Raw genomic sequence first — 26,379 nt, 5'->3', positions numbered from 1 at the left:
TTGACACAATCACTGCTATTATGCCAATTGGTGTAAAACCTATGCGAATGCATAAAAGCAGTCCGAGTGATTCATCGGACTGCTTTTATGTACGATTCATAAGTTTAACGAAGGATCCCTTGCGCCTGTTGAATGATCTCACGGACAATGGATTCCGCGGTTTGACCGGAGGTAAGCATCCGCAAGCCTTGTCCTGCCCATAAGGACATGTATTCAGGGTTATTTTGCTTGGCCGCGGCATTCCTAATATCGCGCGTCGCCGTATTTTGCGTTGGGAACGGTAGAGGTTCGGTTGCGCTCTCGTCCCAGCGTCGAATGAATGCATTGGCAACCCCTCTGGCCGGGCGGCCTGAGAATACATTCGTGATAACCGTACTTTCCTCCGTGCTGGAGAGTAATGTATGCTGGTACGCGGGATGCGCTCCGGATTCAACCGCGGTCAGGAAACGCGTCCCGAGCTGAACCCCCTGTGCCCCTAACGCAAGTGCGGCGACGAGCCCGCGGCCGTCCATAATGCCTCCGGCGGCAATAACGGGAATTCGGACCTGATCCGCAATTTGTGGAACTAACGCCATCGTGCCGATCGTAGCGCCCATCGGGCGGTCCGAAATATCGAAAGTCCCGCGGTGTCCGCCGGCTTCGCTGCCCTGAGCTACAATGGCGTCGCTGCCTGCCTGCTCGGCAAGAAGCGCTTCATTCACCGTCGTCACCATAGTGACGATCCGCATGCCGGCAGCTTTGGCTTGCTCCGTCATCTCCTTCGGGAGGACGCCGAACGCGGTGGAGATCACCGGTACCTTCTCTTCCCGCACAACGGCGAATTGCTGTTCAAAGTGGTCCGGCGTTCGAATCGCTTCTCCTTCACGGGGATGGGGCAAACCCAGAACATCTCTCATCCCGTTGAGTACATGCTGACCTTCTGCAAGTCTCGAATTGTCGTCGGGAGTCCGGGCAGCAAATAAATTGACGCCGAAAGGCGCGTTCGTCCGTTCACGAATTTCCCGAATCGCGTGGCGAAGCGTATCCGGATCCATGTATGCGGCACCTAACGTCCCGAGCCCGCCGGCATTGGATACGGCGGCCGCTAATCGTGCTGTCCCAGGTCCTCCAGCCATCCCCGCCAGAAAGACAGGATAACGAATCTGAAACAGTTTGCAGAGATCCGTTGCCAATGTTATCGTCATCTGACACCTCACCTCCATTCAATTCGCTTAATCGGATTACATAAAGGGAGCGTTGTTCATATAGATAACTTCGATTTTCTCATAGAAAGGACCGTTACGCTCCGTTCTTTCTTCGAGGTCAAGCCACTCCCGATCCTCCAGGAAAGCCTGGAAATTACGCTCGCGAGAAGCTCGATTCTCATGTTCAAATACATAATACAGTTTGTTTCTCGATTCGTCTGCATCCACCCAGAAATTCGTAACCTTCATATGGTGCTTCTTGAAAAGGTCCAACGTATGATGGCTAAACCTGTCCAACAAATCTTGCATGCGTCCCGGTACTACATCATAGATTCGCAGTTCGTATAACATAACGACTTCCTCCTATTCGGAACGATGTTTCTGCCGGCGTCCGGTGATACGCATAGGATTCACCGATATGAATCGATTTACGCATCTCCCGGATGCCGTGCAGTTTACCACTGGCCGGCGTTTTGGCCGCCATCGACATGAACGATTTCTCCGGTCACGAAATTGGCTGTTTCCAGATAAAGAATGGCGTCGACAACATCCTGCTCTTCGCCCATCCGGCCGACAGGGTGCAATTTCGCCAGATAGTCATGGGTGACAGGCGGATGCATCGGCGTTTTGATAATTCCCGGAGCGACAGCATTCACACGAATCCCCTTGTCCGCATATTCGATTGCGAGAGACTTCGTAGCCGTTGCCAGTCCTCCTTTGGTCAGTGCGGCTAGCAGTGCAGGCACCGCTTTGATCGGCTGCGCGGCAACTCCGCTGGCTGTAATGTTGACGATATGCCCGGAGCCTGTCTTCAACATTTCTTTCACAGCCCGCTGCGTAATATGGAAGAATCCAACGACATTGATGGACAATACCGATTCGAAGTCTTCTTCCGTATATTCCGTGAATGGTTTCGAAATAAAAATACCGGCATTGTTGATCAGTGTATCTATTCGGCCAAAGCGAGACAGCGCTTCGTCAATTAAGCGGTCCGCCACGCGCGGGTCTGAGATGTCACCGGCTACATAGGCAACCTGCTTGCCTGTCGCATCAATTTCCTTTGCGGCTTCGATCAGTGCTTGTTCGCGGCGGCCGTTAATGACGACGTTCGCTCCCTGTTTCACCAATTCTATCGCTGCTGCTTTGCCAATACCGCTGCTTCCGCCTGTAATAACGGCTACTTTACCTTGTATACGCATGGTGTTAATCTCCTTTGACTACCTATTAATAGGTAGATATAATTTGTGGTTCGCTTTGCATTCGATCAACGAATAATGCTTTCTGAAGCGTGTGGACATACTAGAGCTAGTGCGCATCGGCCAACTCCAAGTCATCCAGCGATGCAAGCTCTTATGAATTAACTTTTACGGGCTTCACAGTTTTGATATGCCGGATATAATCGGCTGTGCTTTGTGCTAACCGCTCGTCAGTAAGGTTCGAGACATCGCTTAAAGCGTAATGCGGTAAGTAGCTGGCGTTGATGAATTGAGCAGTCGCTTCAATCGGCCGCAAAATTTCTTGAAGTGTAAACCGGTTGGACCCTGTTGGTTGATAGGACTCCACAGAGCCATAAGTCGAGATTGCAGCGCCGATTTCTTTGCCTGACGTTTTATTGCCATCCGGACCGAAAGCCCAGCCGTATTGCAAGACGGAGTCAAACCACTTTTTAAGTAAAAACGGCGTGCTGTACCAATAAAGCGGGAATTGGAAAATTACCCGGTCATGAGCTTCAACGAGCTGCTGTTCTTTGGCGATATCGATTTGTTCATCGGGGTAAGCCTTATATAATTCGTGAACCGTGATATCATCATGCTTTCGCAATTCTTCTATCCATGTGCGATTCACACGGGAATTTTCAATGCTTGGATGTGTTGCGATGACTAATGTTTTCATATTGATCTGCTCCATTCATAATTTAGATTAGTTTTCGATAAGTGCTGTTGTTTTCATATAAATACTCTCTTGCTTCTTAACCAGAGGCCCATCGAGTTCGGATAGCCTTCTTACTTCCAACCATTCCGGATCGTTGCGGAAACGGTCATAATGAAGATTGCGTGTTTCCATATCGGTATGTTCCACGAGATAATACAGTCGGTTGTTCGTTTCGTCCAAGTCTTCCCAGAATTGAACGATCTTCATGTTATGCTTGGTGAACAACCCAATCACATGATCTTTAAATCTGTCTAGAATAGCCTGCATCTTGCCTGGGTGAATATCATAGATTCGCAGTTCATAGATCATCGGTACTATCACCTCCTTTCATTTTCTATCTACTAAAAGGTAGATTATAATCCAAAAAATATCCGCCTTCCATTAGGTCAAAGCGGATAATAATCCTTTCGCGATCATGTCAAACCGGTTCGGGTCCCGAAAACTTCTTGCAAGCAATTGAGCGCCTTGAAGCGCCGCAAGAAATTGATGGGCTTGTACCTCCGCATGGCCTTCATAATGCAGATGCCCTTCCCGTCGCCCATTCTCGAAGACTTGTTCTAGCCAAGCTAAGCTCGTGGCGAAGAATTGGGCTAATGCCTCTCTGACTTTCTCCGATAAAGTAGCCAAATCGGTTGAAAGCATGACGCTGAGACAAGTGCAATTGACCTCCACAGGATCTTTGTAGAGTAGAGTGAACTTCTGTAATCTCTCCAGATGGTTCTGCGTCTCGGCATCGATTTGCGCACTTGCAGCGATGAAGCTCTTGAGATAACGAGCAATCAGAGCTTCCCCCAAATCATCCTTATTCGGGAAATAATAATGGATACTTGCTGTGCGTATCCCGACTTTGGCTGCAATATGAGCATAGCTGAAACCGTTAAATCCGAATTCCTGAACGAACGCTTGAGCCGTATCTAAAATAAGCTCGGAAGTATGTTTAGTTTTTGTCATGGCGTCATTCTACCTTTTAGTAGATAGCAAGTCAACCCTGCCTGATTCGCTTCCATCTGGCGCTTCGTGCCAGGCAAGCCCTCGCGGTTCGGCTTTGCAAAATCATCATACTACGAATACTGTAATCATGTATAATACAGATTAGAGATATGGCATATCTCAATCATCGATATCTAATCCTAACAAGAATATGATTTCTTAGTATCTATGGAGGTCAAGATGGATTTTCAGTTGCTCAAGGTATTCTACACAACCGCTCAGGAAGGGAGCATCTCCAAAGCTGCATCCAAACTAAATTTTGCCCAATCCAACATCACTCATAAAATACAGCAGCTGGAAGCGGATTTAGAGACGACACTCTTCTATCGGCATCGTCGAGGCATCACACTCACGCCAACAGGCCAAATACTCGTCGATTACGCCGAAAAAATATTGCATATCGTCCAGGAAGCCAGAATGGCTGTCGGCGATTCCGCTGCTCCAACCGGCCCGCTTCGTATTGGATCGATGGAGACGACAGCGGCCGTTCGTTTACCTATACTTTTGACCAAATATCATAGAGATTATCCGGATGTCGATTTCACATTAACGACCGGGCCGACAGAGAAACATATCCATGCCGTGCTGCACTATGAATTGAACGGTGCGTTCGTAGCCGGTCCCGTCGAGCATCCGGAACTAGTTCAAGAATCCGTGATCGACGAGGAACTCGTGCTCCTCACAGCAACCTCTCACCCGCCTGTCTCTTCCATTAAGGATGTAGAATTACGCACGCTGCTTGCTTTCCCGAACGGTTGTTCCTACCGTGCAAAACTGATTCGTTTGCTCGATGAAGAAGGGATCATCCCCGATAAGGTCATGGATTTCGGATCCATCGAAACGATCATCGGCTGTGTCGGAGCCGGGCTAGGCATCGCGCTGATGCCGCGTTCCTTTGTTGCAGAAGCGGCGCAGCAAGGCCGAATTCGTCTGCACGATGTTCAAGACAAGTACGCCATTGTCCCAACGGTATTCATCCGGCGCCAGGATGCTTTGATGACACCTGCGTTTTCAGCCTTTTTGGCGGAAATGCGCACTCATTTTCGATAAGGCGGTTACCGATCGTGCAATACCCATAATTCTCTTGCAGGTTTTATCAATCAGCCCTATGCAAGGAATATCTTTCTTTTGCTCCGTATTTCTTTATTTTTGTGGTTTGTCATTCCATCTAGCGTCTGATACGCTTTGGATGTCAGCTTGTGACCCAATCCATGGAAAAGGGGTAATCCCCATGCAAACCCGCCGATTCAAACTAACGGAAACACAGCTTTTTTTGCTTCGCAATGTATCCATCATCGGTCTCGGACTCTTTATCAACCAAATGCTGCAAACCATAGGCAGCATCGTGCTCGCCAGGCAGCTTGGCAATCCCGATAAGTTCGGCGAAGTCAATCTGCTGCTGCAAATATTCGGCATGATCTCGCTTTTTCTCAATTTCGGATTCAACTCTTCCTTAGTGTATACGTTCTCGCGCAAACCTTTGGAAGCGGTTCAAACGAATTTCCGCGTTGCCTTAATTGGCAGCACCGTGTTCAGCTTATTCATCGGCGTGTTGCTTTGCGCCCTTGCTCCGCTATTAGCGAATTACTATCAATTGCCGGAGCTGCGCGGGGCCTTGATGCTATGCTCGATCATGTTTATTTTTAACTCCATTCTTAACATTGGCGTCGCTTCCTTCTCCGGCAACCGCGATTTCGGCAAGCAGGCGTTCTTCATGGTCATTACGACCGCTCTGTCTACACTCGGGACAGTACTGGGTGTGCTTTTACCGCGTGGAAATATGAATTTACTCGAAAACATCTCGCTATGGATGGGCGTAGGAGCATTCCTGACAGCCTTTATTATTTGTATCAAAGTTGAACGTGTGCATAAACCGCAATGGTTCGGTCCGCTCCCCATCCAAGAGATCAAAAACATGCTTGCTTATGGGCTTCCATCCTGGGCCGGCAACATAGCGAAAGCGTTCCAGCAGCCTTTTCTCGTCATGATGGTAGGCTCCAGCTCCGTCCTGGCCGTTGGTTACTTGGCGAACGGGTTTCGCATCACCGGCTTCATCGGCATTATCACCTGGGCCTTCATGATCGTCACTTTGCCTTTTGTCGCAGAGAGCGCTCAGGATGTGGATGAAAGCAAGCAGCGCGGTACGAGCTGCATCCGCTATAACAACCTTTTGCTGTACCCGCTTACAGGAATCATTTGTTTATACCCTGATCAAATTAATGGATTTCTGTTCGGCAAGGAATATTCGACGGGCGATTCCGCTGCGTATATCCGCTTAATGGCCTTAGGGGTTCTCTTCTCTTCCGTCGGACGATTAGGCGGTAGTATCATGGCAGGTATCGGCAAGACGAAATCGACATTTTGGGTGATGATTGCCGCAGGAATTTTCGTCGTTATTTTTGTCCCTATGGTCGCAGCTAAGAGCCCTTTGCTTGCCGTTTGGATTTATACCGGAGGCTGGGCGGTATCGGCTCTGACGATGATCGGATTTTATTATCATGAGAAATTTGCGTTAAACTGGTGGAAGGCCTATGGTGAGCCGCTTCTGCCTACCATAGCGATGATGGCGATGATGGAAATCGGCCGTTTCGCAAAAGGATGGTTTCTTCTCTTCGTGATCGCAGGTCTGCTTGCTTTGATCCTCATTACAATAAAGATAGAGAGAAACCCGATCGCCAAGACTAAGGCCAATCGATACGGAGGTGTTCCTTATGAACAACGAGAAGTCCATTAAACAGCATGTTCAGGAGCAATTCGGCAAACATGCAGACAAGTATGTGACGAGTGATATCCACGCCAAAGGTGACGATCTCGAGCTGCTCGTGAATTGGCTTGCCCCTGAGAACACGTGGCATGTCCTGGACATCGCTACAGGCGGCGGTCACGTGGCCAAACAGCTGTCTGGCCATGTCCATCACGTCATTGCCACGGATCTGACGCGTCCCATGCTGGTTGCAGCCGCCAACCATCTGAAGCAGTCGCAGTGCGACAATGTAACCTACGTTGTGGCTGATGCGGAACAGCTTCCTTTTCTCGATCATTCGTTCGATGCCGTCACTTGCCGTATCGCCGCTCATCACTTCCCCCATCCGCACTTATTTCTCCAAGAAGCGGCTCGTGCACTTAAACCGGGCGGCAAATTCGTGCTAATCGATAACGTCGCTCCTGCCGATGCTGCGCTCGGTCATTTTATGAATACATTCGAAGCTATGCGTGACACGAGTCATGTTCGGTGCCTATCCGTTGCGGAGTGGCAGTCCCTCGCGGAGCAAGCCGGCCTGCTTGTGGAGAAGTACGTGATGAATCGCAAGGAGTACATATTCCCGACATGGGTCATGCGGACCGCCTCGAGCGAAGCGCAAGCGAGAAATGTCGAGCATTTCATACTGGATGCGGACCCGACCTGTCAGGAGTATTTCGACGTACAAGTTGAAGAGAATCGACTGAAGTCGCTTCGTATCGATGAATGGCGCGCTTTGCTCAGGAAGCCATGAACGGCACCCGATCGGCGCATCGTGATCGATCTTCCGCCGCGGACAGCTTATAACAGTGTTGCTGCACCTCCCACCGTTTTAGTCCCGCCGCGCTATATCCTGCTCGTCTCACCTAGCACTTTAAAACCGCGTTCGTCGAACTCCACTTCGCTCGCTCCCCCGCCTCTCTCACAGAAAGAAGTTCTTGCTTTACTTACAAGCATTCATGCTGCGCTCTAATACCGCAGGACCCAGCTTCCCAGACTTCGAATCCGAAAGTCGGACCTCCACTTGACTATTCGCAAGATCGGCTGTGATTTCCTCGAACCTGCCAGCCCAAGTTATTCCGCCCGATTCAGGCACCGGATACAAGGGAAATCGCCAGCTAATCTCATTGGGAATGAAAGCGAATCCTTCATACCGGTCATATTCTCCGAAGGAAGAGGGGACGGGGAGATCATTGGCGAGAATGCTGATACTGGTGCGGGGAAAACTCGGCGTCCGTTTAACTTTATTAACCAGAAAAACCCCTTTCTCGTTAACATTAGCACCATTGACAGGCTCCATAACGGAGCTGCACGGCAAGGGTACGTCTGCTTGTACACTATATGGGATCACAAGAGCACATAACGAGATGGCTGCAGCGGTAACGAGTACGAGTTTGTTCATACGGACTCCTCCACATTTTTTAAGTGGTTATTATACCCGGGTTGTTTGTTCAGTATGACTTGACTTCTCCAGCATGTGACAAAGGGAGCCTCCGCTTTACGCATCAGCCCCCTTGATTGATCTTTATTTGCGGGTAGTCAAAGTATGATTGACTATATGATCAATGATGCTCTCCCAATCATCTGCATGCATCTCATGACCCACGCCTTCTAATGTGTGTAGTACCGCTCCAGGAATCTCGTTAACCAGATTCAACCCATGCTCATATGGGATAATAGGATCTTCGGTCCCGTGAATAACCAGAGCAGGTGCTTCGATCTCTCCCGTCCTAGCCAAATAAGCTTCACCGCCTGCAAGCAGACCGTGATTATTGATGCTAGCCATACGGCTGCTTCTCCTAAAGTCTTCTTGGGCCAGTCTATAAACTTTCTTCTCATCAAAAGGGTGCTTGGAACCAACTAAAATACGGGATCTGGCAATCGCAAAATCAATGACCGATTCTTCGTCCGTCCAATCTATGGCTTGCACATTCGAGAAAAAATCAATAATCTTATCCTCCATCGGCGGAAGCCCTGCAGCAAAATTCGATGTTGCGATTAACGTAAGTGTACGAACTCTCGCCGGATGCCGAAGGGCTACCATTTGCGACAGCATTCCGCCCAATGACATACCAACGAGATGTGCTTGCTCGATTTCATAAGCATCCAGCACACGAATCGCATCATCCGCCATATCTTCGAAAGTATAGTCCGGCTGCCCGGGCTCGTAAGTCGTGGATCGCCCAACATCACGGTTATCGTAGCGAATGACGAAACGCCCCGCGTCCGCCAGACGCTGGCAGAATTCCTCTTCCCACCAAATCAGCGAAGACTGAGCTCCCATGATTAATAAAATGGCAGGATCCTTGCGATCTCCGAAATGCTCGCTACATATTTCAATGCCGTCTTTGTATATCAGCCTTTCGTTCATTCCCATTACCTCCATTAGAAAAATAAAAAACACAGGTCATTGGCCTGTGTTTACAGTATCGATATCAGCGATAAATTGAACCAGCGGATCGATCCCCTGATAGAGAGCGTTACCGGCTCTCTCCGTCTGGATCTTCCAGCTCGCTTCAATTCACTCTGCGTTCAGTCCATTCGAAAATGGGGATCAGCAACATGTCCTGTCCTCCAGTCGCCGTTCACTGAACATGGTCACCGTGCAGGCAAACCATTCTTCGATTCCTATACACACAAATAGCCTTAACCCGCTATTACCTATACTGTGCAAAGAAAATCAAAGAATTAATTTACCACACGTAACCCCTCCGTCCTCATCAATTACAACCATGCTAACACACACTAAATTCGCCTGTCAATGATTGGAAGGAATAAGGCGTATGTTCTTATCCAACGTGGATAGCATCAAGAAATTGCGGTTAAAAGTAAAAATGCGTTTGACTTGATAGTAGGACATGGTCACAGCTGTGAATGCTTCACTAAGCGAGAACCGGAGCTCGGGTCTATCGATCAGCAGCCGGCGCGATTCCCCCTCGAATTCCGGACCGCTGGAGATGAGTGTCAATCGGCCCTTACTCACGGCTTTGTCGATGGCATTCAAGAAATATTCCGCCTGCTGATAGCTGTATTCATTGCGAAGCCACTCATGCAGCTCGAAAATAATAGAATTAGTCGTAACATAATTACGTTCCAGATCATGCAAATCAAGGAATAGAGAACGAGCTTTCGCATAGCGGGGATCATCAGGATTCATTAATGCGGCTAGAGCCGTTTGGTCCAGAAAAATTGCATCCTGAATATTCATGTGGTTATCCAAAATCAGCACTCCTTATCCTATAGTTTGCAAAGGCCATCCAAATATAGAAGCGGGTTATCTTCCTTTTGATCTACCGAAATCGGAGTTGGTTCGTAAGGATCACTTGTCAGATATTGAGCTATGATTCCATTCACAATTGCGTCCACGCTTGTGTGCTGCCTATCGGCGATCGTCTTTAGTTCCATGTAATTTTCCAATTCGAGTTCTATGAAGGCTTCCTCTTGTTCCTCACTTCTGGAAGAAATGAATTCGGAAGCGGTCGACTTTGCTCTTTCGATTTGATTCTGTATGAAGCGCTTGTAATTTAATTCCATTGTGATTCACTCCTTTGCATAACTCCTATATCGTTTCGTCGAAACGTGTCGATTTCAGGGGGTCGTATGCCAAAATTTTCATTTTAGGAGGGCGGCCTTGGGGACTCTCCTATGCTGCCGGGCATAGCAGCCTCTATACAGCCGTGGTGTCCGTTAGAACGCCTCGTGATGGGCGGAACGGCTGTGCTCCGTTAGAACGCCTCGCGCGATGGGCGGAACTGCCGTGCCGCCTATGGGCACAGCTCACCGGGGTGCGCTCCAGCCGTTCAGCGATTCTAACGGACACAGGCGACGCTATTCAGCGGTCCCATGCCGCTCGCCGACTCTAACGGACACAGGCGCACCTATTTGCCCAAAATCGGGGCATTTCCGCCAAAAAACGGCAAATAGCAGCCGTGGTATCCGTTAGAATCCGGACAGGCTGCTTGTCGCCGCATTAACGGCTGTGATGTCCGTTAAACGTCTAACGCGCTGACTGTTATTCAAATAACCGGTCAGCGCCCTTCAATTAAAAAAGAGCTGCCCCTAGGCAGCCCCTCTCCTACTTCACTTCACAATCAACCATGACGTGAATCGTATCCCCTTTATGCTCGTTCCTGAGTTGGAACGCCCTCGCGATCTCGGCAAGCGGGACGACGTGCGTGATCATCTCCTCGGTGTTGACCAAGCCGTCCAGCACAAGCCGCAGGCCCTCATCGAAATATCGCCGGTTGTCGATATCCCGCTTAGGCTCCGTTGAGAAAATGTCCAAACGCTTCTTGTGGACTTTGAAGAAATCGACCGGCTCATGGCAGGTGCCGATGCAGCCATACATGACAATGCGCCCATTCTGCGCTGCAGCGTTAATCGCATCGACCATTCCGGCGCCTTCCAGTAAGCAAGGAATCACAACGTCGAATCCATCCGGGAAATCGGCACCGACGATATCCATCGTATTTGCGTGCTCATGCGGCATTTTGTACGTGTGCGTGGCCCCGTATTTCCGCGCGAGCGCCAGCTTCTCATCGAATAAATCGGTAACCACCAGATTTCTCGGAGAGAACATGCTCACCACTTGCGTCATCACCAGACCGCTTACACCTTGCCCGGTAATCAATACATTTTTATTCGGAGAAATGTCTCCCAATTCCGCAGCATGAATGATGCCGGGAAGCACTTCGATTAAGGAGCCCTCGATCAATGGCAGACTCTTCGGCAGCACCTTCAGGGAGAACGGCGTACAGCAAACATATTCGGCGAAAGCTCCCCAAACATAACGCAAGGCAACATGATCGCCTTCTTTGACGCCGATGACATTCGGACCGACTTTATCGATCACCCCCGCCACTTCATGTCCCAGCCTCGTCGGGTACGAAATAAACTCCGGCTCACGGGCACCACGGAACACTTCGACGTCGCTTCCGCAAATGCCGACCCATTTCACTTTGACCCGGATTTCGCCTTCCTTCGGTTCCGGGATTAAAGCACGTTTCACACTAATCTCACCGATAGCATCCATAACAGCACACAGCTGGGTGCCTGGCCCTTCGGCGTCCACCAATGCCATTGGCGGAACGGACATTTTTCTAACCATGTCGCAATCTCCTTCCGCAAATCTTCATTTTTACGCCATGACTTCCCACATGCGCTCGCTTACTTCGTAGCTGGTCGTTTCATTATTGAAAGCACGGATCACATCCTGCACGACCTCTTCCATCAAGCTTAGATGACCTTGCACGGATGCCCCGGCGATATGCGGGGTCAACAATACGTTGGGCAAGGAACGCAAAAGGCTGTCGGTCTGCAGCGGTTCCTTCTCGAACACGTCAAGGATGGCATAGAACCGGCCGCTAGCCAGCTCTTGCAGGAAAGGTTCCTCTTCGACGACGGCCGCACGCGACGAGTTCATGAAGATGGCACCGTCGGGTATGCGCGCCAACAGCTCGCGCGTCAGCATCCGGTCTGTGGCAGGAACCTTGGGCGCATGCACTGAAATGATGGAACAGCTCATAACCTCCTCCAGCGTCGCGCGTTTCACCTGAAGTCGGGCTGCCGCCTCTTCCGACAAATACGGGTCATAGACGAGCACATTCACATGGAACGGAGCTAACAATTTCATAAAAGCACGAGCCGTGGAGCTGGCTGAAATGATACCGATCGTGCTGCCGGTCAACTCCCTGCCTTTCAGCCCCAGCTCTCTCCACCCGCCGTTCCGGAGCGATGCGTCCAGCACCGGCAGATACCGCAGAGTAGCGAGCAGTGCGGCAAGACAATATTCGCCGACGCTCAAGGCAATGCGTGGCGCTGCAGAGAATACCCGCACTCCACGGCCGAAAATCCGCTTCGGCACGAGCGATTTCACGGTGCCGGCTGCATGTCCGACGGCGCACAGCTTGGCCGCACGGTCCAAAGCTTCTTCGCTCAAGCTTGGCGATCCCCAGCTTGTGAAGATGACCTCTGCGTCGCTAACGAGGGCAGCCAGTTCTTCCTTGCTGTAATCTTTGCCGGTCTCATTCCAGGTTACATCGAAATGCTCATTCAGCAGCGCCCGGCATTTGGCGGAACATACTTCTTTCAAGCGCGACTCCGGCGAGAGCACTAACGCTTTCTTTTTCATGTGAATCACCTCACCCTTCCCAAGCTCTTATTGAAGCGCAATGACCTGATGTGTACGCATCGATTCGAAGCAGGCGTCGATCACCTTCATCACGCGGATGATTTCTCTACCGGAAGCAAGCGGTTCCCGCCCTTCCCGAATCGCATCGGCGAACTCCTCCAGCTGCCAGTTGAAATTCGCATTCGAGCGCTCGCACTCCGCCTGCTTTTCCCCATTTACCGTTAGCTCGTACTCATCTTTAAGATGCATCATGCCGTTGGAACCGATCAAGTACCGGTCATAGATACTGTTCTGCGTCGACCAGATCCGTTTGCCTGTCAAGCCTTCCTCATCGGTGGCACGCGCGCCGGCATTGAAGGACATGAGCAGATTGGCCATTTGACCCTCTCCGAAATTCAGCGATATCGCCACCTCATCCTCACCGCTCCAATTCGGATTATTCGAAAGCCCTTGCGCATAAACCGCAACCGGCATTTTATCGTACGCCCATAGGATATAGTCCAGAATATGACTGCCCCAGAGCGGGATAATAAAACCGCCGATCTTGGATTCATCCTTCCACCAATCTGTAGCAGGCTTATCCATATGAGCCAGCAGCAGCGCATTGATATTAATGAGACTGCCGATCTCATTGGCTCTGACCCGCCGTATGGACTCAACTACTGGCTGATGAAATCGGCGGCTCTGCCCGATCATCAGCACAGCGCTGCTTGCTTCGGCGGCAGCAACCATCGCTTCAGCCTCTTGCACATTCATCGCCATCGGCTTCTCGACAAGCACATGCTTGCCGGCTCGAAGCGCTTGTATCGCATATTCGGCGTGAAGATCATGGGGCAGCAGCAGCAGGCAAGCATCGATATTCGGATCTTGCAGCGCATCCTCATACGACGTGTAGACCTTGACACCCTCCCATTGCGATGCTTCCTGCTCCGCTTTGGCAGCGTCGCGCGATACCAGCGCAGCCAGCTCAACTTTGCCGGACAGTTCTCGTACCGCCGGAAGGTGTGACTTGGAGACGCGTCCTAATCCGACAACAGCCAATCTTAATTTTGCTGGCATGGAACTCCCCCACTCCTTTTATGTTATCTGCTGTTTTTTCTAGTCTGGTACGCTTGATTGAACTCCTCAACCATTTTGGTATAGTTCGCGTCCGCTTTCATCGATTTGACCAGGGCATCCCATGACTCGATCGGCTCTTTCCCCATAATCACTTTAATTTTCATATCGTCCATTTTCTTTTTGAAATCAGGACCCATTTTCAGATCGGTATCGGACATCAAGCCGATGGAAACATCCGATATGCCATAATTGGCGCGATCGTCAACGATCTTCTTATTGCGTTCGAACATCGCTTTCGGCATGCCTACGCGGTAAGCCCACAGGTACGGATCGTATTTTTCGAAAATTTTACCGAACGAGCTCTGCGAAACGCTGTCCTTGACAGCTTGTTCCGTCGTCGTTTTGAACCCGTCAACAACGGTGAAATGAATATCCTTGAGTCCATAACACGCGAGCTCAAAGCCTTCCTCAGACGCGCCGTAATCCATGAGCGCCAGAATTTTCTTCATTTTGGCTTCCGGCACTTTTTTCGGGATCAAGTAGAGTCCGGCAAATCCGCTGGACGTGTGAACCATTTTACCGTTCGGCCCTTCCAAATAAGTCATCGCGACGAAATCGGCCTTCGGATCGAGCTTCTGCGCGCCCTCCGTAGCGCGGAAGACGCCTTCCGTCGTGTCCGGTTGAACGCCGACTTTGCCGGCTTTGGCCATGTTCTCATAATCCGTCGTTTTCATGACAGCGAAATCTTCCGGAATGATTTTCTCCTTGAACATTTTGTTCAAATAGAGAAGCCCGTCTCTTGTTCCTGGCTCCATATCGGTATCCACCAGCTTGCCGTTCACATCTTTCCATTTCCCGTTGCTTTTGTTGAAAATATCGAGAACCTTGCCCCAATCTTTACCGTTATACCCATAGGTGTCGTTTTTACCGTTTTTATCCGGATCTTTCTCCGTGAAAGCTTTCAGCGCGTTATAGAAATCATCCATCGTTTGCGGCATCGGCAAACCGACGTTATCCAACCAGTCTTTACGGATATTAAAGAAACTTCCGCCTTGCAGCGGGCGAACGGAAGGCAGAATATACTGTTTACCGTTCACTTTCACCAAATCCATAATTTCTTGCGGATATGCGGACAAGTTCTTGTAATCTTTCAAATAAGGCCCCAAATCCCAGAAGGCTCCCTGCTTGATCAAATTGATCGCTTGAACCTGCTTCATATCTTTGATCTTCATCAGATCCGGCATATCTCCGGAGGCAAGCAGCACGTTTTGCTTCTCCTCCCATGCATTCGGTGAAGTCCACATGATGTTCAGCTTCGTATTCGTGCGTTTCTCGAATTCCTTCGTCACCGGGTTGTCTGCTCCCGGAGGCTCCGGCGTACTGAACTCCGTGAAAATGCTGATTTCCGTCGGCTTCTCATCCTTCGCAGTACCGCTTGCACCTTGGGACCCGGACGTCCCGGAGCAGGCGGAAAGTATTGACGTCAGCATCATGACGGCAACGGACGATGGCACCAAACTGCGTAATGTCACCCTAGTCTTGCCCCTCATAGTAACCCTCCTCATTATTAGGCATTAATGATTATCCTTTCACCGAACCGAGCATCACACCTTTGGCAAAATGCTTCTGCAGGAACGGATAAACGCATAGGATCGGTATCGTAGCGATAACGACGGCAGCCATTTTCAAAGTTTCGGTAGGGATGTTTTGTTCCGCCATCATCTCGGCCGCCGCCGTTCCCCCCGCTTGGGTGGACGAGTCGATCAGCATGTTGCGAAGCACGAGCTGCAGCGGCCATTTGACATGATCGTTGATGTACAATACCGCATGAAAGAAGGTGTTCCAGTACGCGACAGCATAGAACAATCCGAAGGCGGCAAGCGCAGGCAGCGACAGCGGCAGGACGATGCGGAAAAACACCCCGATATCCGTCGTGCCGTCGATCACCGCAGATTCCTCCAGCTCTACGGGAATGCTGTCGAAGAAGCTTTTCATCAGAAGCACGTACCATCCGCTGGTCAGCACCGGGATAATCAGCGACCAAATGCTATTGATCAAGCCCAGATCGCGAACGAGTAGGTACGGAGGTATGAGGCCCGGGCTGAACAAGAGGGTAACGAGAATCATCAGCATGAGCACTCTGCGGCCCATCAATCTTTTTCGTGACAAGCCATAAGCAAGTGCAGAAGTAATGACCAGACTTAACGCGGTACCGACCGTAGCCAGGAACCCGCTGACCAACGTCGCGTTCTTGAAGGCTGACGTCGATAACAAATATTTGTAGGAATCGAAGCTCCAATGTGCCGGAAATAAAATGAAACCCTGCTTCTGGATATACTCAACCGGATCCGTAAAAGAGACGACAAATACATAGTACAGCGGGAATAGTGTAATGATCGCAATCATAGCCAGAAGAATCACATTCGCCGTATCGAACAGGCGAGTGCCTAGACTTCGCTTCATTCCTCTCACCCCTTCACCGGAGATTAGTAAACCCCTTCTTCGCCGAACCGTTTGGCCAGCTTGTTGGCGGCAATCACTAGAAGGAATCCGATAACGGATTTGAATAAACCGACAGCGGTACTAAAGCTGAATTGTCCCTGTTGGATACCGATGCGGTATACGTAAGTTTCGAAGACATCTGCCACATTGGATACGGCGCCGTTCATCATCAGGAACACTTGCTCGAATCCCACATCCATGATGTGGCCAAGCCTTAAGATGAATAGAACGACGATGACGCTGCGAATCGCAGGAAGCGTGACGTGCCAAGCCTGGCGCAAGCGGTTCGCCCCATCCATTTTGGCCGCCTCATAGAGCTGGGGATCTACGCCGGCAATTGCCGCCAGGAAAATGATCGTCCCCCACCCTGTTTCTTTCCAAATATTTTGGATCGTCAGAAGCGCCCAGAAATTATTCTCGTTCGTGAGAAAGTCGTATTTGGGGAATCCCAGCTCGACCAGCATTTTGTTCAAAATACCCGACGATTGCGATAGCAGCAAGAACGTAATGCCGGCGATTATTACCCAGGATAAGAAATGCGGCATATAGACGATGGATTGAATCCATTTCTTATAAACGGCATTGCGCAGCTCGTTCAGCAGCAGTGACAGCAGAATCGGCAGCGGGAAAAAGAAGACAAGATTCAGCACGCTGATCGCCAGCGTATTGCGGAACAGCAAGTAGAAATCCGGGTTGGAGAAGAAGCGGATGAAATGCTCGAGACCGACCCACTCGCTGCCCATGACGCCCATATAAGGCGAGTAGTCTTGGAAGGCGATGATGATGCCCCACATCGGTACATACTTGAAAATCAGGAAGAACAATACGCCCGGGGCAATTAAGGCATACAGAAACTTATCTCTTCTGAGACTGTACATAACACGCTTGAATCTGCTCTTCGGTGCGGACTGCGTTAACCCGGTTAATTGCCATTCATTTTGAGCTGCCATCGGATACACCTCCTTCATGAATCGGATCAACTTACTTAAACGGTTATTCGTTCCAGAGCGACTTGGCGTACGCGAGATCTTCGGCGATGTAACGGTCCTTGTGAGCCAAATCCGTGTATTCCGCCGTTAAACAGATCACCCCGCTATACATCCGTTCCTTCAAAACGCGGACGATGCGCGGCCATTGCGCCATACCATGTCTGCCTGTTGTGAAATGGCGCTTCCATTCCGCCGATTCGGCTTCGGGTCCATTGCTGCGGACGAAAAAGCCATTCTTCAGATTAACCATCGCGAGATGGGTCCATACGATATCGAGTCCATATTCCGGCTGCTGCCCGGCGAAGGCATCATGCGCCGCATCCCACACGACGCCTGCAGATTCCGGGCGGATGTTCTCGAGTAAACGCATAACACCGTTGGAATCGTTGATATAGTTGCCGTAGTGCGGCTGTACGCCGATCTTGACGCCATATTTCTCACAAAGCGGAGCGAGCTCTTCCAGCTTGCGCTTCGTCCTCTCCTCCGTCGCCTTATAGCCGTCCGATTCAATACTTACCATGATGCGGATAAGAGGAACGCCAGCTTCTTCACATGCGGCGAATACCGGTTCCTCCGGCGATGCCGCAACGCTGAAGATGCGGATGTCCTGCTGTGCGAGCTGTGCCGCAAGTGCGGGAAGCGTTCGGTGCGCGGTGCCAGGCTCGACATGAAACCCGGCGCGGATCGGCAGTTCTATGCCATCGAAGCCGACGGCTTTGACGAAGGCACCCAGCTCCGGCACTGATTTGTCATTCCAATGCTTCACGAACAGCGAGAAGGATATAGGGTTTGGGTTCTGCAGCACTTCACCGTAGCACTCCTTTATCTGCCGTAATTTGCAGCAAATGCTGCAAGTCGTTGTAGCATTGGCGGGCAAGCTCCGTGTGGGCAGGCAGATCCGAGCCCGGCTTACTGACGCTCTCGATCGTGAGATAACCGCTGTAGGCGATCCGCTCTAAGCCTCGGAATACTTCATACCAGTCAATGCCGCCCTGGTTGATCAGACGATGACAGAAGTAACGTTCTTCCTCGCTGCATGACTTGGGGATCACCCGATGGTACCTGCCGATATGCGGCACATAATCGCTGTATCCGAATGCCCAAGGGTATTCGGAGCCCTTCAGCTCAACGATGTCCTTGATATGGACGTTGAACAGATAAGGCTTTAACCGTTCAATGGTTGATATCCCGTATTCAGTCGGCACTTGATACAGATTCACCGGATCCAGGATCAGACCGACATTGCTCCGCCCTACGCTCTCGAGGAAAGCGATCGATGCATCCGCCGTATCGCACAATGTGCCGTGATGCATTTCGATAACGGCGCGAATATGCCGTTCACCGGCCATATCGGCACACTGTTGGAACCGGCGAACCGCTTTGGCATAATCAGCCTTAGACGCTTCAGCCGAATGAACGAATCCCGGATTCAGGCGCATCATCCCGCAGCCAATCGTTGCGGCGAAGTCTAGATAGCGGGCCCACTTGCGGACTTCCTCCTCGTTCTCCTCTTCCGTATTGCAGGCAAATCCGCCGGCAAACAAGGATAGGTTCGTCGGCGTGAGTTTGTAGCTGTCGAGCATCGCCTTGATTTGCTCCGCCCGCTCTTGAGGGATATGCCCATCCTTCAACTCGCCTACCCCGCGGATCTCAACACCCTCATAGCCGATCGCCGCAGCGTCCTGCAGAAAGTGCTCGATTGTGGAATCGTCATACATGTTGCCGCCAAGTACTATCGTCGCTTTCATAACATCCCCTCCATAACAGCGCTTTCATTTCATGGGGATATCATAATGGAATTTTCGCACTTTTGTCAATATATAAATTAAGTAGGTGATAACAAAGCGAATTATCACTCAATTTTAAATATCAATCCGATAATTCACTTGATCTTTGTTTAAATTTTTACTAAATTAGAGTTATAACGGATTCAATTCGACATACTGAACGATAGGGCGACGGTGAAGCTAACGATGATATCTAACAAAAGCGACCAAAAAGGCAGTAAAACGAGCATCATTCAAGCGCTTCGCAAGCACGGTTCCATGCCGCGAATTCAATTAACGAAGATAACGGAATTAAGCCGGGCGACCATTTCATCCACTATTTCCGAGCTGATCGAGTGCAATCTCGTCCAGGAAACCGAGAAAGCGCCGTCCACAGGCGGCCGCCCCGCCATTGCCCTAGAGCTCGTTCCGGGCTCACATGCCATCCTCGGAGCGGATCTGGACAATCAGATCTGGACGCTAGGCATGTTTGATTTGCTGGGGAACGTACTGGAGATGAGCAAAATTCCGGTAAGCTCCCCGCGGCCGGAAACCGCGGTTCAAGAACTGATCGAACATATTGGCGGTGCCGCCAAAACATCCGGCCATGAGCTGATTCAAATGATCGGCCTCAGCGTGCCCGGTCTGGTTGATACGAAGAAAGGGATTATTAAGAGTGCGGCGGATTTAGGCTGGGCGAATGTTGAGATTGAAGAGATGGTCACCAAAGCGTTCGGCTGGCCTGCGGTCGCCATGAACCGGCACCGCGCCCGCGGACTTGCGGAATGCCGGTTTGGCTCCGGACGGGACTATGCGCATATGATCTATGTCGGGGTCGGTTCGGGCATCGCGGCCGGGATCTTCAACGAGCGCCAGCTCGTATCCGGCTCCTTCGGAGGCGCCGGTGAGCTCGGGCATATTACCGTGGAACCGGATGGTCCGGTCTGCCCTTGCGGCAATAACGGCTGTCTCCACCTGTACGCGACAGCCCCCGCCATCGTCCAGGAAGCCCGCAGATTGCTGCGTGCCGGAGCGGAAGGCAGTTCGTTGAACCGGGTCATCCCCGGCAACGATCTGCAGCTCCTGCAAGCCGGCGATGTGTGCAGAGCGGCGGATGAGGGCGATGAGCTCGCCATCCGCATCGTCACCCATGCCGCCACCTACCTCGGCATCGCGCTGGCGAACCTCGTCAATTTATTGAATCCGGAAGCGATCATACTCGGCGGATCCATTCCAACCTCGTGCGACACTTATGTCAATATTGCTGCAAAAGTAATGCGGCAGCGTTCCATGTCCGCCCTCTCTTCCGGCATTTCGCTGCACACTGCGGTATTAGGGGAAATCGGTGGAGCGCTGGGAGCGATCAACTTTGCGCTGGACAAACATTTTTCGTATACGATGATTCAATGAACCCTATCATACTCATGCGCAGCTGAATATCACAAAGCACAAAAAAAGTAACGACTGCCTGTCGTTACTTTTTTTGAATGTTGCCTTATTATTCATTTCCCAGCTCATGCGATTTCAAAATTTTATCCCGCGCATAACTCAAATGCCGGTACATCTGCGTAAATGCCTCGTGCGGATCGCGGTTAACCAGCGCATGATAAATAGCCGTATGAAACCGGACCGTCACATCGCGTTCCCGGTATTTGATCTGCGTATTCATCCTGTCGTACATCATTAAGAGGGAATCAATCATGCCTTCAATAATCGGATTGTTAGCGCTCATAGCAATGATGAGATGAAATTCCTTGTCGATTTCGCCGTAGTCGTCATCCACGCTGTTCGCGATGGCGTCAATCGTAAGCTTCAAACGCTGCAGCTGTTCATCCGTTATTTTCTCGGCGGCCATGGTGACGAGCCCCAATTCCAGCGCCATGCGCGCCTCGATCACTGCAGGAAGATTGCCTGCCGCTAACGACAGCATGACGGAATAAGGCTTGCTCCCGATCTTATCGTTAAAATAAGTGCCGCCGCGAGTCTTCCGGGTAATGACTTCCATCGTTTCCAGCGAGCTCAGCGCTTCACGCAGGACCGGCCGGCTGACGCCCAGCATATGGATAAGCTCCATCTCGGTGGGCAGCTTATCTCCAGGCTTGAGCTGGCCGCTGTTAAGCAGTTGTACGATACGCTCCACCACTTGCTTGGATAATGTATTTCGCTTCACCGACTCTACTTCTACGTTTCCTTTATACGCTTCCACCTATGGTCTTCTCCCTTATGTGCCACAACAAGTTTTCCATATTGTAAGACAAATGATGGCAAATAACAACCTGCGCTTACCTCACCAGACAAGGACGCTTGTGATCGAATGTCCAATTCGGTATGTAAAATTGCATCGCAATCGCGTCATCGCGCGCACCCAGACCATACTCCTTGTAAAGCTGATGCGCGTTCTCAATAGCCGCCATATCCAGTTCAATGCCAAGCCCCGGCTTGCTCGGCACGTCCACCCTGCCTCCAGCAATTCGCAGAGGTTCTTTGGTCAAATGCTGCCCGTCCTGCCAGATCCAGTGCGTATCGATAGCTGTAATCCGGCCTGGGGCTGCAGCGGCAACGTGCGTGAACATCGCAAGTGAAATATCGAAATGATTGTTCGAATGAGAACCCCACGTCAATCCCCATTCGTGACACATCTGCGCAACCCGGATGGACCCTTGCATGGTCCAGAAATGCGGATCGGCCAGCGGGATATCGACAGCTTGCAGTTGAATGGTGTGGCCCATCTGGCGCCAATCGGTTGCGATCATGTTCGTTGCGGTAGGCAGACCTGTCTCGCGCCGGAACTCGGCCATGATTTCGCGGCCCGAATAACCGTTCTCTGCGCCGCATGGATCTTCGGCATAGGCTAATACATGGCGCTGATCACGGCATAAGCGAATCGCATCCGCCAATGGCCAAGCGCCGTTAGGGTCCAGTGTAATTCTGGCTTGCGGGAAACGTTCCGCCAATGCGGTAACGGCTTCGATCTCCTCCTCGCCACGGAGTACGCCGCCTTTGAGCTTAAAGTCTTGAAAGCCGTAGCGTTGATAAGCCGCTTCGGCCAGCTTCACAACCGCTTCGCTTGTAAGCGCTTCCTCATGACGCAGTCGCAGCCACTCATCCTCCGCATCCGGCGCGCTCAGGTAAGGCAAATTCGTGCGTTTCCGGTCACCGATATAGAACAGGTAACCCAGCATCTCTACTTGTTCACGCTGCTGGCCTTCCCCCAGCAATGCGGCAACCGGGACGCCAAGAAATTGGCCTAAGAGATCGAGCAGCGCAGCTTCCAGAGCCGTAACCGCATGGATCGTCGTCCGCAGATCGAATGTTTGCAGACCGCGGCCTCCTGTATCCCGATCGGCGAATTGTTCGCGAACCCTCTTCAGCATGTTATTGTACGATCCGATTGATTGACCGATAACCAGCCCTCTCGCATCTTCCAGCGTTTGACGGATGTTCTCTCCGCCAGGCACTTCGCCGGCACCGGTATGGCCGGCACTATCCTTCAAGATCACAAGGTTGCGGGTGAAGAATGGAGCATGGGCGCCGCTGAGATTGAACAGCATACTATCGTGGCCTGCAACAGGAATGACCTGCATATCTGTAATGATCGGTGTGGAATGCCGGTTCACGCTTGGCATATTGGGGGCTTGTTCCATAAGGACCTTCTCCTATCATTATGATTTTTGCTTATATGTAATATTGTATGACAAATTACATGCAGTTTCAATCATAGATAATCGAAGACATATAAGAAAAACAGCGTGCAGCCCGTGGCCAAAGGTAGCGCCCAAAGGTAATTCGTATAATGGATCCGCGTCACAATCAGCATGTTGAGATTAAATAGCGTCGACCAGCCGAGATTCCATCCATGGAAATAGACAATTCGGCCATTTTTCCATCCAATCCATTCGACGAGGATAAGGATAAATATCCATTTCACAACGTGGATCGCACGTTTGGTCCATGTGCTGGGATAGGTGGAAAGGTAAATAAAAATAGACATCGGAAGGATAAGGAAGACATGCAGCAAATAGGCACCAGTGTGATTAATGAAATATTCGCCTTGCATTTTCCATATGTGATGATTGTTGAAGGCGAATACTTTGTAAAGCAAGTGGCAAGCGATGACGAAAAGTAATGTAGGATAATATGTTGCGAAGTTTGTCCAATCCCCCCAACGCTTTGCAGCCAGCAGCGCCCAAATAGCGATAGCAATATGGATTTTAATGACCTCCTAATATTTTACATTCACCTCTATTTATTTACAAATTTTCCCACTATAGACCTACCTGATCCAAATTTATCATTTCAACTTGCCCTTTCGCGCTCCTCAATAAAAAAAATCCGCTGTTTAGCGGATTTACGGTTTCATTTCCATTTTCACTTTTCCGGTTGGCGTCATTATTCCCAACTCATTACGGCTTCCAGCTGCTTTTTCAGCGCTTCCGCCCGGTGCAGATCCTTCGCCGCTTGGACGGCTTCAAAGTCAAGGCGAATTTGCCGGATGAAATCCGTTCGCAAGCGGTTCAGCTGATCTTCGTTCAAGGCGTACAAATAATTACGGACATCTTCATAGACCGGGTACGTGTCCCTGCTTTCCAAAAATGTGAACGCAGACTGCTGATACCATGCTTTCGCGAACTCTCTTAACCGCAACGAAATCGTCTCATTATTTCCCGACATGGCATTCAGCCGATCCGAGGCAATCAATTTCTTATAGTTGACAGCATCGCCTGCCGGATACGTATGCGGAAGTTCATAAAAGCGAATAAGCTTATCAAGCAGTTCGACATACGTTTCCGCGCCTTCTGACTTCCGGTGAAACTGTATCTTGACCGCCGCATGCGCGATATCCTTCAACAAACGGAGGGCATCCGCACGTTCCTGCTTATCGGGTGATGCTGCGAAAAACATGCCCTGCTTACCTGCACGGATCTCCGCCCGGTCGATCGCATCATGCAGCGCTTCCTCGAATTGCTCTTTGCTATGCCGCGCCAATCGGTCAAAATGCTGCATGATATCTTTACTAATGCCAAACTCTCTTCGGATTATCGATATCAGATCGATTCCGCCGCTGCCTTGAACCAGATTGATCATATCGTGTAAAAACGTATCCAAGTTCTTCGCTTTTTTAATGGCGTTCATCGCATCATCCCGAATCGTATAAACAGCTGCCGCTTCTTTCTGCTGCAAGTCCGCAATGAACTGCTCCATCGCATGCAATAGTGATTGCTCCACCCGTGTCCCACCCTTTTCCATTGGAGTCCTATACTCCTAAGGTGTCCACTTCAAGCAAATTACAATCAGATTTCTTGCTTGTAGGCTACGTTGCCGAATTCACCGCACAGATCGAGAAATACGCCGTGCATATCGAAAATTTCTTTGTCTTCTTCCAAGTATTGAAGCACTTTTCTGCGGAGCGATGTGTCCGGCTTCGCATCCTTGACCTCGGTCAACTCATTGAAGACGAAATTCCATAAGAAACGCACCGAACCTGCGGTCGGATACAGGTAGAACTGCTCCTGGAACTTGACGATATTGCTCGAAGAGGGCAGCATCTCACGAAGCTGCGGCGTAAATAGCCAAGTATGGCATACCATCCCTTTGGATTGAACCTCCGGAAAGTAGGCTGCAAAAAAAGCCTTCGCTTCTTTATAAGTTTCTTTGATATGGTCCATATCAAATGCTGTGTCTCTTGGGATGTGGATTTCGAACATTGTATCGCCCTTATCCAACACTTTGGTCCATTCGTCCCTTTTCAGCTTTACTTGTTTGTTCATGCCTTTTCCTATGGGGGTAACCGGATTCCCTATGAAATAGTCCTCGGTTTCTTCATATTTCGTTACAAAACCATCGTCCGTCTTCTCTTTTTTGCACACGCCCTGCATATCGCCGTTAGCTCTTAACTCCATCCCCTCGCCGCACAAGAGCAGGAAGGCCTCTTCCTGCGCATTGTAGAAGCCTTTGACGACACCGGAGAACGGCATCGGCATGAACTGCATGCCTCCGATTCGGAACATTCTCGCTTCCAGATGTCTCCAGATCCAGCTGAAATTTCTGATGGCGTAGTAGCCTACCAAATTGTAAGCGTTCTGCACCCATACACCGATGTCTCTTAACGTTTCGACGAATAATTGTTCGCTGAGTCCTCTCTCGGCATACCTTTGTTCCGTGAGGGGCAGTCTTTGAAGAGCTGCATGCAAATAAAGGAGTGAAGCTTCATTACCGAAAACTTCTTCAACGTAAGGATGAATCGTTAATGGCTCCCAAACCGTCGTCCAATGCCCGCTTTCGATGTAGTTCATATAAAATTCTTTATAAATATCCATCAATTGCGGATCATGGTTCAATCGGTTGGCGATACCGACCAAGAGCTCGGTCGCCCCTTCCGGCATCTTGATTTTCCGGCAATAGTGCTGTGTCAATTCAGGCGATAGCAATACATATTCCATTGGCGCACCTCTCTCTATATATCTATCTATCATTATATCCGATTTCGGAAGATTGCACCAAGCTAACGAGCGATTAATGAAAATAAACTCCAACGCCACCTTGCGGGCGGTGTTGGAGTTTCCTTCCCTTATGCTATGTAAGGAACCATTCACTCAGCGAGTTCGTGTTTCCCTATCATCCTATGAAAGTGATTATAGCTTATGATCGCCTGTACTTTGGAAAAACTCGATAATCTCGCCATTCAGTCCTTTGACGAAGGAGATGCGCACAGGTGTCGGCGGCGTGTTGCCGAGCACGGCATTTTTCGGCGCTACCGTCACGACAGCCCCTGCCTCTACAGCCACTTGCGTTGCGGCATCCACATCATCGGTGCGGAACGCTACGTGAAAGTAATACCCTTCCGGCTTCGGTTCATCGGAACCGCCGGCGAAAACCTCCAAATAGTTGCCGTCCCCTGTATCCAGCAATACAATACGCTTATCGCCTTCGCCCCATGCTTGGCGAAGCTCGAAACCTAATCCTTCGGTATAAAACTTAACCGTCGCTTCAAAGTCATTCGCTCTCAGCGCGACATGATGAAAGCCGCCGCCGCCGATTTTGTTATTCGTGCCCACGATAGAATGCCTCCTTAGGATATGTAATCTTC

The 26,379-nt window shown here is 50.4% G+C and carries 28 protein-coding genes; 4 read left to right on the top strand and 24 right to left on the bottom strand.

The genetic code is table 11. From position 1 onward, the window contains the following. Nucleotides 1-104: 104 nt before the first annotated feature. The 6 genes from PUT07_RS14795 to PUT07_RS14770 all read right to left on the bottom strand — a co-directional run bounded on the left by PUT07_RS14795 (nucleotide 105) and on the right by PUT07_RS14770 (nucleotide 4,067). The gene (locus PUT07_RS14795) at nucleotides 105-1,184 is read right to left on the bottom strand and encodes an NAD(P)H-dependent flavin oxidoreductase (RefSeq protein ID WP_274468921.1); all 1,080 of its coding nucleotides are present in this window, start codon (nucleotides 1,182-1,184) and stop codon (nucleotides 105-107) included. A 36-nt stretch (nucleotides 1,185-1,220) separates the two neighbouring features. Then, on the bottom strand, nucleotides 1,221-1,535 hold the full coding sequence (locus tag PUT07_RS14790; protein WP_274468920.1) for an NIPSNAP family protein: 315 nt from the start codon (nucleotides 1,533-1,535) through the stop codon (nucleotides 1,221-1,223). A gap of 104 nt (nucleotides 1,536-1,639) precedes the next feature. Continuing rightward, nucleotides 1,640-2,383, bottom strand: a complete 744-nt coding sequence (locus PUT07_RS14785; protein ID WP_274468918.1) for an SDR family NAD(P)-dependent oxidoreductase — start codon at nucleotides 2,381-2,383, stop codon at nucleotides 1,640-1,642. Nucleotides 2,384-2,534: 151 nt separating this feature from the next. Next, nucleotides 2,535-3,077 carry an NAD(P)H-dependent oxidoreductase gene (locus PUT07_RS14780; protein ID WP_274468916.1) on the bottom strand — a complete coding sequence of 181 codons (543 nt, stop codon included), beginning with the start codon at nucleotides 3,075-3,077 and terminating at the stop codon, nucleotides 2,535-2,537. A gap of 27 nt (nucleotides 3,078-3,104) precedes the next feature. Next, complete coding sequence (locus tag PUT07_RS14775) at nucleotides 3,105-3,425, bottom strand: NIPSNAP family protein (RefSeq protein ID WP_274468914.1); 321 nt, start codon at nucleotides 3,423-3,425, stop codon at nucleotides 3,105-3,107. Nucleotides 3,426-3,497: 72 nt separating this feature from the next. Then, a complete protein-coding gene (locus PUT07_RS14770; RefSeq protein ID WP_274468913.1) occupies nucleotides 3,498-4,067 on the bottom strand; it encodes a TetR/AcrR family transcriptional regulator in 570 nt (189 codons plus the stop codon). A gap of 219 nt (nucleotides 4,068-4,286) precedes the next feature. On the opposite strand from PUT07_RS14770, the gene PUT07_RS14765 reads away from it, so the two are divergent. From PUT07_RS14765 to PUT07_RS14755, 3 genes are all read left to right on the top strand, one after another. Then, nucleotides 4,287-5,156, top strand: coding sequence for a LysR family transcriptional regulator (locus PUT07_RS14765; RefSeq protein WP_274468911.1), 870 nt, complete (start codon nucleotides 4,287-4,289; stop codon nucleotides 5,154-5,156). A gap of 181 nt (nucleotides 5,157-5,337) precedes the next feature. Next, nucleotides 5,338-6,840 carry a lipopolysaccharide biosynthesis protein gene (locus tag PUT07_RS14760; protein ID WP_274468909.1) on the top strand — a complete coding sequence of 501 codons (1,503 nt, stop codon included), beginning with the start codon at nucleotides 5,338-5,340 and terminating at the stop codon, nucleotides 6,838-6,840. Continuing rightward, complete coding sequence (locus PUT07_RS14755; protein WP_274468907.1) at nucleotides 6,818-7,600, top strand: class I SAM-dependent methyltransferase; 783 nt, start codon at nucleotides 6,818-6,820, stop codon at nucleotides 7,598-7,600. The genes PUT07_RS14760 and PUT07_RS14755 overlap by 23 nt, the downstream gene beginning before the upstream one ends. A 189-nt stretch (nucleotides 7,601-7,789) precedes the next feature. Here the strand turns inward: PUT07_RS14755 and PUT07_RS14750 are convergent, their stop codons facing one another. The 12 genes from PUT07_RS14750 to PUT07_RS14695 all read right to left on the bottom strand — a co-directional run bounded on the left by PUT07_RS14750 (nucleotide 7,790) and on the right by PUT07_RS14695 (nucleotide 19,274). Continuing rightward, entirely contained in the window at nucleotides 7,790-8,248 is a 459-nt protein-coding gene (locus PUT07_RS14750; protein ID WP_274468905.1) for a hypothetical protein, read from the bottom strand. 123 nt (nucleotides 8,249-8,371) lie between these two features. Continuing rightward, nucleotides 8,372-9,217 (bottom strand): alpha/beta fold hydrolase, encoded by an 846-nt coding sequence (locus tag PUT07_RS14745; protein WP_274468904.1) that lies wholly within the window; start codon nucleotides 9,215-9,217, stop codon nucleotides 8,372-8,374. A gap of 387 nt (nucleotides 9,218-9,604) precedes the next feature. After that, entirely contained in the window at nucleotides 9,605-10,075 is a 471-nt protein-coding gene (locus PUT07_RS14740) for a type II toxin-antitoxin system VapC family toxin (RefSeq protein WP_274468903.1), read from the bottom strand. An 8-nt stretch (nucleotides 10,076-10,083) separates the two neighbouring features. Beyond that, nucleotides 10,084-10,380 (bottom strand): hypothetical protein, encoded by a 297-nt coding sequence (locus tag PUT07_RS14735; RefSeq protein ID WP_274468902.1) that lies wholly within the window; start codon nucleotides 10,378-10,380, stop codon nucleotides 10,084-10,086. 541 nt (nucleotides 10,381-10,921) lie between these two features. Next, nucleotides 10,922-11,953 (bottom strand): zinc-dependent alcohol dehydrogenase, encoded by a 1,032-nt coding sequence (locus PUT07_RS14730; RefSeq protein ID WP_274468901.1) that lies wholly within the window; start codon nucleotides 11,951-11,953, stop codon nucleotides 10,922-10,924. 30 nt (nucleotides 11,954-11,983) lie between these two features. Further along, nucleotides 11,984-12,976: a hydroxyacid dehydrogenase gene (locus PUT07_RS14725; protein ID WP_274468900.1), complete on the bottom strand. Its 993-nt coding sequence runs from the start codon at nucleotides 12,974-12,976 to the stop codon at nucleotides 11,984-11,986. A gap of 27 nt (nucleotides 12,977-13,003) precedes the next feature. Next, nucleotides 13,004-14,035 carry a Gfo/Idh/MocA family protein gene (locus PUT07_RS14720; RefSeq protein ID WP_274468899.1) on the bottom strand — a complete coding sequence of 344 codons (1,032 nt, stop codon included), beginning with the start codon at nucleotides 14,033-14,035 and terminating at the stop codon, nucleotides 13,004-13,006. Nucleotides 14,036-14,058: 23 nt separating this feature from the next. Beyond that, nucleotides 14,059-15,567 (bottom strand): extracellular solute-binding protein, encoded by a 1,509-nt coding sequence (locus PUT07_RS14715; protein WP_274468897.1) that lies wholly within the window; start codon nucleotides 15,565-15,567, stop codon nucleotides 14,059-14,061. 49 nt (nucleotides 15,568-15,616) lie between these two features. Continuing rightward, a complete protein-coding gene (locus PUT07_RS14710; RefSeq protein WP_274468895.1) occupies nucleotides 15,617-16,498 on the bottom strand; it encodes a carbohydrate ABC transporter permease in 882 nt (293 codons plus the stop codon). Nucleotides 16,499-16,521: 23 nt separating this feature from the next. Beyond that, on the bottom strand, nucleotides 16,522-17,487 hold the full coding sequence (locus tag PUT07_RS14705; RefSeq protein WP_274468894.1) for an ABC transporter permease: 966 nt from the start codon (nucleotides 17,485-17,487) through the stop codon (nucleotides 16,522-16,524). Between the two features lie 43 nt (nucleotides 17,488-17,530). Further along, nucleotides 17,531-18,331, bottom strand: a complete 801-nt coding sequence (locus PUT07_RS14700) for a sugar phosphate isomerase/epimerase family protein (RefSeq protein WP_274468893.1) — start codon at nucleotides 18,329-18,331, stop codon at nucleotides 17,531-17,533. A gap of 1 nt (nucleotide 18,332) precedes the next feature. After that, a complete protein-coding gene (locus PUT07_RS14695; protein ID WP_274468892.1) occupies nucleotides 18,333-19,274 on the bottom strand; it encodes a sugar phosphate isomerase/epimerase family protein in 942 nt (313 codons plus the stop codon). 225 nt (nucleotides 19,275-19,499) lie between these two features. Here PUT07_RS14695 and PUT07_RS14690 point away from each other — a divergent pair, with 225 nt between their 5' ends. Continuing rightward, a complete protein-coding gene (locus tag PUT07_RS14690; RefSeq protein WP_274468891.1) occupies nucleotides 19,500-20,702 on the top strand; it encodes an ROK family transcriptional regulator in 1,203 nt (400 codons plus the stop codon). A gap of 88 nt (nucleotides 20,703-20,790) precedes the next feature. Here PUT07_RS14690 and PUT07_RS14685 read toward each other — a convergent pair whose 3' ends face one another. From PUT07_RS14685 to PUT07_RS14660, 6 genes are all read right to left on the bottom strand, one after another. Then, nucleotides 20,791-21,498: a FadR/GntR family transcriptional regulator gene (locus PUT07_RS14685; RefSeq protein ID WP_274468890.1), complete on the bottom strand. Its 708-nt coding sequence runs from the start codon at nucleotides 21,496-21,498 to the stop codon at nucleotides 20,791-20,793. Nucleotides 21,499-21,574: 76 nt separating this feature from the next. Then, nucleotides 21,575-22,936, bottom strand: coding sequence for a glucarate dehydratase (gene gudD, locus PUT07_RS14680; RefSeq protein WP_274468888.1), 1,362 nt, complete (start codon nucleotides 22,934-22,936; stop codon nucleotides 21,575-21,577). A 71-nt stretch (nucleotides 22,937-23,007) separates the two neighbouring features. After that, nucleotides 23,008-23,394: a hypothetical protein gene (locus PUT07_RS35615; protein ID WP_379239663.1), complete on the bottom strand. Its 387-nt coding sequence runs from the start codon at nucleotides 23,392-23,394 to the stop codon at nucleotides 23,008-23,010. 287 nt (nucleotides 23,395-23,681) lie between these two features. After that, a complete protein-coding gene (locus PUT07_RS14670; protein WP_274468885.1) occupies nucleotides 23,682-24,518 on the bottom strand; it encodes a hypothetical protein in 837 nt (278 codons plus the stop codon). Nucleotides 24,519-24,583: 65 nt separating this feature from the next. Next, complete coding sequence (locus PUT07_RS14665; protein WP_274468883.1) at nucleotides 24,584-25,732, bottom strand: acyltransferase domain-containing protein; 1,149 nt, start codon at nucleotides 25,730-25,732, stop codon at nucleotides 24,584-24,586. A 192-nt stretch (nucleotides 25,733-25,924) separates the two neighbouring features. After that, nucleotides 25,925-26,347 (bottom strand): VOC family protein, encoded by a 423-nt coding sequence (locus PUT07_RS14660; protein ID WP_274468882.1) that lies wholly within the window; start codon nucleotides 26,345-26,347, stop codon nucleotides 25,925-25,927. Nucleotides 26,348-26,379: the final 32 nt, after the last annotated feature.

The organism is Paenibacillus sp. MAHUQ-63, from assembly GCF_028765165.1.
Classification (GTDB): Bacteria; Bacillota; Bacilli; order Paenibacillales; family NBRC-103111; genus Paenibacillus_E.
Note: the sequence above shows the minus strand (reverse complement) of the source record. Positions and strands in the feature narration are given on the sequence as shown.